Source organism: candidate division KSB1 bacterium, from assembly GCA_022562085.1.
Taxonomy (GTDB): Bacteria; Zhuqueibacterota; Zhuqueibacteria; order Oceanimicrobiales; family Oceanimicrobiaceae; genus Oceanimicrobium.
On record JADFPY010000005.1, the window covers coordinates 34,684 to 45,005 of the forward strand.

A 10,322-nucleotide genomic window follows, 5' to 3' on the forward strand; every position below is an offset into this window, starting at 1 on the left:
GAACGTATTGCTATCGAAGTTTCACTTCGAAAACCGTGGCGTTATGGCGAAGCAGAGCTTCCTAATGAGGTTTATCTCGTTATTGACGTAAATCCGGAGATTCAATCTCAGCATAATATGATCTCCGTCGAAACGAAAAGCGAGAAGCGAAGAGAGACTCAGGCATATTCCTCGCTTCTCGTTAATCGTTTTTCTCTCATCGATTTTTTAATTCCTTTTCTTCATCTGAAAAACATAGGCAAACACTTCGGCCACGGCATGGAAAAGATCGTATGGAATTTCCTTACCGACTTCGCCAATTTTATAAAGCGATTGCGCCAACGGTTTATTTTCAACAATTGGAATGTCGTGTTCCTGCGCGATCTCCCTGATCCTTTTCGCCAGGCGGCGGGCTCCTTTAGCCAAAATCATCGGGGCGGTCATCTCTTCCAAATCGTATTTAAGCGCCACGGCTAATCTGGTCGGGTTTGTGATCACCACATCTGCTTCCGCCACGGCATTCATCATACGCTGGCGAGATCTGCTCTGCTGCAAGCTCTTAATCTGGCTCTTCACCAGCGGATCACCTTCGGCCTGTTTTTGTTCTTCCTTTACTTGTTCTTTGGTCATACGCATGTCTTTTTTGTATTGCCATTTCTGGTAAAACAAATCCAGAAGCGCGAGTACTACCAATGCGCCAATGGTTCTAATTGCTACCTGAAAAACAATCGACGCAATAAACAGTACGATTTCGCCAACGTCTGCATAAATCAAATAAAGATAGCGCTCTTTCTGGGACATGATTGTCCAGTAGGCGATCAAGCCGACAATTAAAAGTTTCAGTATCCCCTTTACCAGCTCAACAAAAGATTTGGGAGAGACAAACTTCTTAAACCCGGTCAGTGGGTTTAATTTCTTGAAATTCGGCACCAGAGGTTTTAAGGTGAACAAAAACCCAACCTGAACCAAATTCACGCCAATTCCCACTAAAGCCAGAACTCCCAGTAATGGCGCTATCAATTTAAAAAATGACTTAAAGCCAAGTTTGAAATAATAGTGAATACTGCCATAGGTAATCTCCATATTTGCGATTTCACGATAGAAAATCTTAAACCCGGAAATGAGTTGCTGGAAAATTTGACTGCCAAGAAAAGAAAGAGTGATTAAGCCGAAAAGCAGAATACAAACGGAATTGAACTCCGCACTTTTCGCCACATTTCCCTCTTTACGCGCCTCCTGAAGGCGCCGCGGAGTCGCGTCTTCTGTTTTTTCTTGAAAGGATTCTTCAGCCATCTACATGTCACTGGTTACAGCTGCTTAAAGGTTGAAGGTTTTTAAAAAGTTATGTTAATGCTATTCAAAAAATGTCTAAAAACGCCTCGACTATTTTAAGATCAAAAGTTTTGCTTTCATCACTCTCGATAAAGTCAAGGGTTTGGTCAATTGAGTGCAGGCGCCGATGCGGGCGGTCGGAAGTCCAAGCGTCATAAAAATCAATCAAAGTAATAATGCGGGAATATTCGTGAATGTCATCTCCCCCGATTTTTCTGGGATATCCGGAGCCGTCGAACCGTTCGTGGTGCTGCACGGAAGCCACGCTGCTCAAGCCGTCAAAAGAGCACGGACCAATCAAATGACGAAAACCTTTGGTGGTATGCTCCCTGACTTTTTCCAGTTCAATTTCTTCTAATCTGGAAGCTTTATTTACAATTTCGTTGTCGATGAACAACATGCCAAAGTCGTGAAGCAGCGAAGCCAATACTAAATTAAATAATTTCGTTCTTGGGTATTTTAGCTTTTCGCCAATAAGAACCGAATACGCTGCAACATTGATAGAATGTTGATACAGATAGTCCTCCTGTGTCTTCAAGTCCAGAACTTTTGGTACTTTTTGATTCTGGCCACTGACATTTAATATGATTGACTCGGTCAATGCAATCAGTTCATACTTGGCATCCGAAGCCTTTTTCTTGTTGTCAGCCATCAGGTTTCTAAAGATTCTTTTCAGAACAAAAGGAGAAGTACATAGAAGACGCTCGGAAAGAAGATGAGAGGAAGTCTGAGTCACTTCCTGGTCATTATTTAACAGGTAGATGCTTTTATATCCTTTTTTCTTAAAGTGATCTAAATAATGAGGATTGATCTCAACGCCTTTGCGCAGCAATAAATTGCCGTTCGCGTTATAGAGATTTTTTCCTAGTTTTTGACCTAATACATCCTGGGATAATTCAACGATTTTCATTTTCTACTGCTTACTTTAAATTTATGTTCTTTTCAATCCTGTTCGCAATTACCTACCCTCTCCGGTGTCACGACTCCATATTCCAAAGCAGAGCTTTAGAATGAGATGGGTCAAACACCTGAACAGGTCGAACCGAAGAGTTATTACATATTGAAATACTGCACAAAATGCCTCACCACATTCGGGTCGAATTCTCTATTCGATTGTGCCATCAAATAGGCGACTGCATCTTCAATAGAGTGCAATTGGCGGTGCGGGCGATCTGAAGTATAAGCATCGTAGAAATCGCACACTGCAACGATGCGGGAATATTCGTGAATATCTTCACCCGACATACCGTTCGGATATCCTGAACCATCATAACGCTCATGATGCTGCAGAGCCACCGCCGAGACAATACCTTTCATAAAACATTTGCGGCTTAGATGCTGAAATCCCAGGTCAGTATGTTTTTTAACTTCCTCGTATTCACTCTCGTCCAGCTCACCTGGTTTATTCAAGATTTCCGGATCGATAAATTGCATTCCGAAGTCGTAAAGCAGCGCCGATAACGCCAAATCAAACATCTTGATTTGGTGATACTGCATTCTTTGTCCAATCAGAATGGCATAAGCCGTCACATTGATGGCATGCTGGTAAAAATAATCTTCCTCTCTTTTCAAGTCCAGAATATCCAATGGCGCTTCAAGCCTGTGGTTGACTTGTCTGAGCAAAGAATCCGCAAGCTCGCTAAGGTCCTTTTTTCCCTCAGAAATTGTAACTTTATTGGGACTCATTAACTTCTTGAAAGTATTTTTGAGCTCAATCGGGATTAGAGCGCGGGCTTTTTCAGAAATAATATGGCCGTTGATCTCCATGATGTCTTCAACATCATCAACGACGTAAATGCTTTTGTATCCAACTTGCGTGATGTGGGAAAAATGAAATTCCTTTATTACCGCGCCGTTTCCTAATAACAATCCGCCTTTGGAGTTATATAGTTTTTGGCCCAACTTCTTTCCAATTGCGTCTTGATTTAGCGTTACAACTCGCAGGCTCATTTTATTTCTCCTATAAATACTCTAATATTTGATTCAGATCTTGTTTCCAGCCGGACAACACAAATTCAAAAAAGGTGTAAAAAATCGGCAGGGACATGATAATAACAAACATCCCGGCTCCCAGTTTCACCGGCATACCTATAAAAAAAATGTTCATTTGAGGTACAATTCTCGCCATAATTGCCATACTAATTTCCAGTAAAAATATTGTCACCATCGCGGGGGCCGCTAACTTAACCCCTATTCTAAATATATCGTTAAACATCGTCAACATCTTTACTTTTGCGGCGCTTCTTAGCCACTGGTGATTCGTTATCGGTGCAATTTCAAAACTCTTATAGAGCGCTGAAATAATTAAGTGATGGCCGTTTAGATTCAAAAACAAAACGATCGCCACCAGTGAAAATAAATTACCTATCGCCGAAACCTGGGATCCGCTCTCCGGGTCGATGAGCTCGGCAACGCCCAGTCCCATTTGGTTGCTGATAATTCTGCCGCCAAATTGAAACGCCTCAAAAACCAATTTGGCGCTAAACCCCAAAAACAAACCGACCAAAATTTCCTTAGCCGCCATGGGAAGTAATAGAGGCAAAGTCAAGTCCGACAAATCCTGCTCGGTTCTCAGGGCCGGCAAAATGACAATGGTTAAGAACAGAGCTAAAAACACCTTAACCCGAACCGGCACACTCTGGCTGCCAAATATCGGTGCCACCGTCACAAGGGCGGATATGCGTAAAAAGGCCAGCAAAAAGCCCATGAATTGCTGTTCCGATAGCCCTAATATGTCGTTGAAAAAGTCCATTAACCTTACTTTCTATCTGTTTCACCTGAGCCAAATCAAAGCCGTGAACCCTGTCCATGTCTTCGACGGAGTTTATCTTGAACTGCCGAAAGGCTCAGCGAAAATCAGATTCCGACCCCGAGGCGTCGAGGTCGGAATAACATAAAAAAACAAAAGTCACTTTGAAATCACCGACATTTGATGATAAATGCTGGTAGTGAAATCTGTTAAAGTCGTCAACATCCATGGCATTAAAAACAAAATCACCAAAATAATCACTGCCATTTTTGGAATAAAAGTCAGGGTCATCTCCTGAATCTGGGTAACAGATTGAAAGATTCCAACCGTCAAACCGACCACCATGCCTGCCAATAAAATAGGCGCGGTTACCAGTATGGCTGTTTTAACTGTCTGCTGTCCCCAAAATAATACAAACTCAGTCGTCATGCTCTTTCTCCATTTAAAATAGCTGATAACCTGACACAATTGATTCCACAACCAGATACCAGCCATCGACAAGAACAAATAAAAGAATCTTGAACGGCATTGAAATCATCACCGGCGGCAGCATCATCATTCCCATTGACATCAGGACCACCCCCACGATTAAGTCGATTAGCAGCAGGGGTAAGTAGATCACGAAACCTAACTGGAACGCCACTCGCAGCTCACTTATGATAAAAGACGGTATCAAAATGTAAGTCGGCAAATCGCTCGGTGATTTTGGTTTTTCAATTTTAGCCAAGTTTACAAACAACATAAGATCTTTATCTCTAATCTGTTGAAGCATGAATTTTCGTATCGGTTGTATGCCATTTTCCAAAGCCTGCTCCTGAGTAATTTTATCCGCGAGAAACGGCTGGACGCTGGTTTTATTTATCTCAGCGAAAACCGGTTGCATAATAAAGTATGTCAAAAATAAGGACAAGCCAATGATAATCTGGTTCGCCGGAGTCTGCTGCGTTCCGAGAGCCTGCCGCAAAAAATGGAAAACAATGACCAGCCGGGTAAACGAGGTCGTCATGATCAAAATCGCCGGCGCTAAAGAAAGAACCGTGATGAGAAAAAGAATCTGAATCGCGAGCGTGTAATTCTTTTTTTCTCCATTGTCCGGAAATTCCACAGAAATTTTGGGCAAACCCTGAGCAAGTAACGGACCTGCCGACATAAAGCAGAACACCAGCAGGATACCTAAAATAACAATTTTTTTCCATCCCTGGCTTTTTCTCATTCCGTCACTTCTTCAGAAAACGATTTAATAACTTCTTAAAATTTGGATCAGGATTGTTGTTCTTCCTCAGTAAAGATTTTTTCATTTCCTCATTCAATTCAGTTGCAGGAATCTGCAATAAAACAGAAATCTGGCCATCCGTAACTCCCAGCAACAACAGGTGGTCGAGTGCATCGACCAGGCAGAGCGATTTTTTGGGGCCGATTATGCTTGAGCTCAAAATTTTGATCGGAGCGGAGTGCCGACCACCCATTCCGTTGCCAGAAGCAAACGTTTTATAAGCTCTCAACCCTAAATAGAGGATCAGGCCGATGACAATTATAAACCCGAACATTTTTAAAAACAGGGTTATCGGATTACGGTCTATATTAAATTCAGGCTCTTGGGCCGGGTCAGGTGGTGATTGCTCACCCTGTTCAATGGATTTTTCTTGCGGCACGCTTGCACTGACTGACCTAATGTCAGTGAGTGAACAGACCAGAACTATCAAAAGAAAAAGAATTAATCTTCCATGATGCATAACTCATCCTAATTTTTTCATCCTCGCAGAACTCAGCAGCTTTGTGACGCGAACGCCAAAATGTTCGTCTACGACAACCACTTCACCTTGGGCGATTTTGCTCTGATTCACGTAAATGTCGACCGGCTCATCTGCCATCTTATTCAACTCGACAATTGAACCCCGGCCTAATTGCAAAATATCACCAAAATTCATATCCTTGCGTCCAAGCTCAACTGTGATCTGCAAGTTGATGTCCAGCAATAAATCTAAATTCTTGATGCTGGTTTCCGGGACACTTTCAACCTCTTCCGCCTGATCGGCTTCTTCCTGCTCCGCCATCGCACGCACAGGCTCGTCAGCAGCAATCTCCTCAGGAGCCTCATCAGGCTTAGCCAAACCGGCCTCGGCCCCGGCGGCTTCCTCTTCTGCCATAGCCATCATGGCTTCTTCGGCCGCTGCTTCCTCGGGACTCTTTTCAACCTCCCCTGAACCCGCTTGCGGCTCGGCTTGGGCTTCTTCGGCCGCTGCTTCCTCGGGACTCTTTTCAACCTCCCCTGAACCCGCTTGCGGCTCGGCTTGGGCTTCTTCGTTTTCGAAAGGTCCCGTCATTTCTTCTTTAAGTTCGTCTGCCATAATTCAATAAAGCTTATTTCGATATGCCGTCTAATGTTATTGCATGATGTACTTTTTGAAGTAAACTTTACTGAACTTTCCTTCTTTCATTCGACTGTTTATTAGTTTCAGGATTTCTTTTTTCAAAAGGCTTCTTTTTGATATGTCCAATAACTCTGCCTCAGTCTTATTCGTCAATAATGTATTTATTGCATCGCGAAACCAGATTTCCTTGCTTTCTGCTTCGGTAATCACTTTCTCCTTTTTGGCTTCCAAGCCAATTTCCATCACCAAATATCTTTTTCCGGAAGTGTTGGCAGGGTTAATTACAATATCACCAAGTTCAAAAAAGTATCCCACTTCCAAATTATTCGTTTTTTGGGCATTTTTTCCCTTATTGGGATGCTCTAACAAAACGTTGAATACCAGAAAATAAGCGCCAACAGCCTGGGCAATGAGAATTGTCGGAATCAGGATAAATTTCAATAATCCTCCTTTACCCGCTTTCTTATCATCGGATTTTTTTTCTAATTCTTGATTTTTATCAATATCTTCGTCAGCCATAATTCATTATCTTTCAAAAGGTTAATATTTGAGATTTAGCAGCACTCTTCTATTCTTGGCGCGATTGACCGGCGAATCATTAGCGGCAATTGGTTTATGTTCGCCGAAACCGGCAATTATAAGTTTAGCAGGATGAATATTTTCATGGTTCACAAAATGCCTGACCACATTTAAAGCCCTTTGAATGGACAGCTCCCAATTTGAAGGATATTCCTTCGTTTGGATAGGAAGGTTGTCCGTATGTCCCTCGACTCTTATTTGCTTCGCGTCTTCAAACAATGTTTTGGCAATTAAAGATAACAAGTTGAAATAGGTCGGCTTGAGCTTTGCCTTGCCGGAATCGAACAACATATTTTCTTTCATCTGAATATAAACTTCGCCGCCTTGCTCTTCGATGCTGATTTTGTCTTCTATTTTTTGCTTTTTAATTTCCTCGCGCAACTTTTCAACGTGATCCAAAATGCTTTTTTGTTTAAGTTGTTGAGGATTCTGGGTCTTCGGTGAAAACCAACTTTGGTCGGGTCGAAGCTTTTTCTGTACTCCCAAAACACCCAGGGCGCCTTGCAGCGACCCCATCGCCATTTTAAACTTGTCTAATTCCATTGTAGAGAAAGACATAATGAGAATGAAAAAACACATCAACAACATCATCATATCGGCGAAAGTTGCCATCCACGCCGGCGACGATGGTTCATCATCTTCCTCTTCCTGTTTCTTTTTTTCGTCACTCATTTCAACCCTCCTCTTCGGCGCCTGCCATTGTTTTCCGTTCCGCCGGAGTGAGGTAAGTCACCAATTTGCTTTGAATCACTCTTGGGGACTCCTCAGCCTGAATAGCCATGACGCCCATTAACAGCATTTCCTTAAATTGAATCTCTTGTTCAGAACGCTGCTTTAACTTACCGGCCATGGGCAGGAAGAAAAGGTTGGCGAATAAAGCGCCATAAAAAGTGGTGATCATGGCCATCGCCATTCCGGGACCAACCGATGCAGGATCATCCAAATGTTGCAGCATCTGAATGAGGCCAATCAGAGTCCCAATCATCCCAAAAGCAGGGGCATAGGTTCCCATTGCCGAATACATCCTCTGGCCGATCTTATGTCTTTGCGTCATGATCGCCAGCTCTGCATCCATTAGTTTGCTTAAATCTTCATTTTCCGTTCCGTTGACAACATGCTGCAAAGTGACTCTCATAAAGTCCTCATCGACGTTGTTGAGGTCTTCTTCAATTGCAAGCAAGCCGTTTGTTCTGGCCTTCTTCGATATATCCACAATCTGATCGATGTATTTTGACGATGGCATGATTTCTTCTTTGATAACCTTTTGCGTGACTTTCATTACACCGATTACATCTTCCATTGGGAAGTTAACTAAAGTCGCGGCAAAGGTTCCCCCGAGAACAATCAGTAATGAAGGAATGTCAAAAAATGCCGCAACGCTACCGCCCATTAACATTGAAACTATCACAAGTCCCAAGCCTGCAACAATGCCGATGACTGTGCCTTTGTCCATGAATTCTTTTTCCTTAATCAATTCCGGACATCACGCCTCTGCTAACCCATCCTGGTCAAGGAGGAAGAGAGGGTGCTGCCCGGAAATTTATTAGATCCGTCTAATTAAATCATGATGGCGGCAATAAATGAAGTGATATCCGCAACCACTTTTATGACGGAGGCCGCTACGGCAACTCCGTCACTATCACATTACCTTAATTAATTAAATTATCTCTTCAACTGGGTAACTTCACTTAAAAACTGATCGCTTACCGTAATCACCCGGGCGTTGGCTTGAAAAGCACGCTGGGCAATAATCATATCGGTAAATTCAGCCGCTAGATCCACATTGGAAGCTTCCAAAGTACCCGAAAAAATCGACGCAGGTAAATCCTCGCCGGCTTTACCAATCGAAGGGATTCCCGTCGTGCCCGATGTCCGGTAAATATTGTTGCCAATATGAGTCAAACCTTCCGGGTTGTTGATCTTTGCCAGAGCAATTTGCGCGATCGTTCTGCTTCGACCGTTCGTAAACGCGCCAACCAAACGGCCCCTTTCGTCAATTGAAAAGGCGCTTAAAGTGCCGTGCGCCTGACCATCTTGATATGGCATTAAAACAGATGATTGACCGGCAAATTGCGTGACTCCGCTAAACCCGGTACTATTTTCGAAATCCAAATTGATAATGACATCATCGGCTCCATTCCCCGGCGAAAAGTTTAGAAGGGGCTGGCCATTATCGTAAACAATGGTATCCAGCGAGCCGGTGGGTTTAAAAGTAATTGTTCCGGTACTCCCTTCATTAATTACTTCATTACCTGAAAAACCCACTTTAAAAGTCCACTCGCGTGCATTCTCAGTTTTAGTGAAAGTAACGTTCAAAGTATGCTTCGAACCGAGACTATCGTAGACTTCAACCGAGGATGAAGTTTGCGGTGAAAAGCCTTTTGCGGTGTTCACGAAGCCGGGCAGATCAATGACGCCGGTATTGCCCGGATCCGCTGACAAAGTAATTGTCGTCTGACTTTCACCAAAAGCAAGATCGTTTAAAACGATGCTGCCATTCACTAGAGTGGCGGCGCCGTTAAAAGATGCCGATATGGAAGCTAACAGACCATCAATGGTTGTTCCATCATTGGCTGCGCCGTAAGTGAATGTGGCAGAAACAACCGACCCATCCGAATTAGTCCCGTTAATATTGATTATGTCACCATCCACCAGCGGTGTGGTTGTTTGAGTTAAACTATTCAAAGTATCGGCGCCGACCGCCGGGGCGCCTGCAACCGTGAAGGTTTGATTGGCTGTCCACTCCTCCCTGACCGGAGTTGCAGTGGCGTCTAAATTCCCTGCAATTGCTAAATTTTGAGTAGAGATGGCCGGCGAAATAACCGATGCATCGAAAGTGATATTGCCTAATTGAGCTGTCGCTGATAAATCACCTTTCAAATCTGCGGTCCAACCTTGAACGGTCAGGCCATTTGCATTCACAAGACGGCCATTGCCGTCAAAGTGCATATTCCCTGCACGAGTGTACAGCTGAGTGTTACCATCGCTGAGGACAAAAAAACCGTCTCCTTCAATACCAAGGTCGGTTTGTTTACCCGTGGTCTGAAGAATTCCCTGGCTGAAATCCCGCTCGATACTATTGGCGCGAACGCCCAATCCGACGAAGAGCGCGTTCTTCGTGCCACCGGATGCTGATTCCGTTGAAGATTGAATCAACTGACTCAACTCTTCAGCGAAATTGATCCGCGAGGTTTTAAAACCGATGGTGTTGATATTGGCGATATTGTTACCAATAATATCCATCTTTAACTGGTTGTTTGATAAACCAGAAACACCTGCAAACAATGCTCGCATCATGGTGTTGGTCCTCC

Annotated in this window: 12 protein-coding genes; all 12 read right to left on the bottom strand. The window is 43.5% G+C overall.

Annotated features, from left to right (window positions below):
- Positions 1–207: 207 nt before the first annotated feature.
- The 12 genes from flhB to IH879_01100 all read right to left on the bottom strand — a co-directional run bounded on the left by flhB (position 208) and on the right by IH879_01100 (position 10,308).
- A complete protein-coding gene (gene flhB, locus IH879_01045; protein MCH7673521.1) occupies positions 208–1,272 on the bottom strand; it encodes a flagellar biosynthesis protein FlhB in 1,065 nt (354 codons plus the stop codon).
- A gap of 64 nt (positions 1,273–1,336) precedes the next feature.
- Positions 1,337–2,221, bottom strand: a complete 885-nt coding sequence (locus IH879_01050; GenBank protein ID MCH7673522.1) for an HD domain-containing protein — start codon at positions 2,219–2,221, stop codon at positions 1,337–1,339.
- A gap of 143 nt (positions 2,222–2,364) precedes the next feature.
- The gene (locus IH879_01055) at positions 2,365–3,261 is read right to left on the bottom strand and encodes an HD-GYP domain-containing protein (GenBank protein ID MCH7673523.1); all 897 of its coding nucleotides are present in this window, start codon (positions 3,259–3,261) and stop codon (positions 2,365–2,367) included.
- Positions 3,262–3,271: 10 nt separating this feature from the next.
- The gene (gene fliR, locus IH879_01060; GenBank protein MCH7673524.1) at positions 3,272–4,063 is read right to left on the bottom strand and encodes a flagellar biosynthetic protein FliR; all 792 of its coding nucleotides are present in this window, start codon (positions 4,061–4,063) and stop codon (positions 3,272–3,274) included.
- 156 nt (positions 4,064–4,219) lie between these two features.
- Complete coding sequence (gene fliQ, locus IH879_01065) at positions 4,220–4,489, bottom strand: flagellar biosynthesis protein FliQ (GenBank protein ID MCH7673525.1); 270 nt, start codon at positions 4,487–4,489, stop codon at positions 4,220–4,222.
- Positions 4,490–4,502: 13 nt separating this feature from the next.
- Entirely contained in the window at positions 4,503–5,273 is a 771-nt protein-coding gene (gene fliP / locus IH879_01070) for a flagellar type III secretion system pore protein FliP (protein MCH7673526.1), read from the bottom strand.
- Between the two features lie 4 nt (positions 5,274–5,277).
- Positions 5,278–5,793, bottom strand: a complete 516-nt coding sequence (locus tag IH879_01075) for a flagellar biosynthetic protein FliO (protein MCH7673527.1) — start codon at positions 5,791–5,793, stop codon at positions 5,278–5,280.
- A 3-nt stretch (positions 5,794–5,796) separates the two neighbouring features.
- Entirely contained in the window at positions 5,797–6,408 is a 612-nt protein-coding gene (gene fliN, locus IH879_01080; protein ID MCH7673528.1) for a flagellar motor switch protein FliN, read from the bottom strand.
- Between the two features lie 36 nt (positions 6,409–6,444).
- Complete coding sequence (locus IH879_01085; protein MCH7673529.1) at positions 6,445–6,951, bottom strand: flagellar basal body-associated FliL family protein; 507 nt, start codon at positions 6,949–6,951, stop codon at positions 6,445–6,447.
- 21 nt (positions 6,952–6,972) lie between these two features.
- Positions 6,973–7,683, bottom strand: coding sequence for an OmpA family protein (locus IH879_01090; protein ID MCH7673530.1), 711 nt, complete (start codon positions 7,681–7,683; stop codon positions 6,973–6,975).
- Between the two features lies 1 nt (position 7,684).
- On the bottom strand, positions 7,685–8,464 hold the full coding sequence (locus IH879_01095) for a motility protein A (protein MCH7673531.1): 780 nt from the start codon (positions 8,462–8,464) through the stop codon (positions 7,685–7,687).
- 209 nt (positions 8,465–8,673) lie between these two features.
- On the bottom strand, positions 8,674–10,308 hold the full coding sequence (locus tag IH879_01100) for a flagellar hook-basal body complex protein (GenBank protein ID MCH7673532.1): 1,635 nt from the start codon (positions 10,306–10,308) through the stop codon (positions 8,674–8,676).
- Positions 10,309–10,322 lie beyond the last annotated feature (14 nt).

Bases quoted from the DNA above. Each gene is read 5' to 3' on its own strand.
- IH879_01085 (MCH7673529.1), bottom strand. From the start codon at position 6,951: ATGGCTGACGAAGATATTGATAAAAATCAAGAATTAGAAAAAAAATCC.
- fliR (MCH7673524.1), bottom strand. From the start codon at position 4,063: ATGGACTTTTTCAACGACATATTAGGGCTATCGGAACAGCAATTCATG.
- IH879_01050 (MCH7673522.1), bottom strand. From the start codon at position 2,221: ATGAAAATCGTTGAATTATCCCAGGATGTATTAGGTCAAAAACTAGGA.
- IH879_01100 (MCH7673532.1), bottom strand. From the start codon at position 10,308: ATGATGCGAGCATTGTTTGCAGGTGTTTCTGGTTTATCAAACAACCAG.
- fliQ (MCH7673525.1), bottom strand. From the start codon at position 4,489: ATGACGACTGAGTTTGTATTATTTTGGGGACAGCAGACAGTTAAAACA.
- IH879_01090 (MCH7673530.1), bottom strand. From the start codon at position 7,683: ATGAGTGACGAAAAAAAGAAACAGGAAGAGGAAGATGATGAACCATCG.
- IH879_01095 (MCH7673531.1), bottom strand. From the start codon at position 8,464: ATGGACAAAGGCACAGTCATCGGCATTGTTGCAGGCTTGGGACTTGTG.
- IH879_01055 (MCH7673523.1), bottom strand. From the start codon at position 3,261: ATGAGCCTGCGAGTTGTAACGCTAAATCAAGACGCAATTGGAAAGAAG.
- flhB (MCH7673521.1), bottom strand. From the start codon at position 1,272: ATGGCTGAAGAATCCTTTCAAGAAAAAACAGAAGACGCGACTCCGCGG.
- fliP (MCH7673526.1), bottom strand. From the start codon at position 5,273: ATGAGAAAAAGCCAGGGATGGAAAAAAATTGTTATTTTAGGTATCCTG.
- fliN (MCH7673528.1), bottom strand. From the start codon at position 6,408: ATGGCAGACGAACTTAAAGAAGAAATGACGGGACCTTTCGAAAACGAA.
- IH879_01075 (MCH7673527.1), bottom strand. From the start codon at position 5,793: ATGCATCATGGAAGATTAATTCTTTTTCTTTTGATAGTTCTGGTCTGT.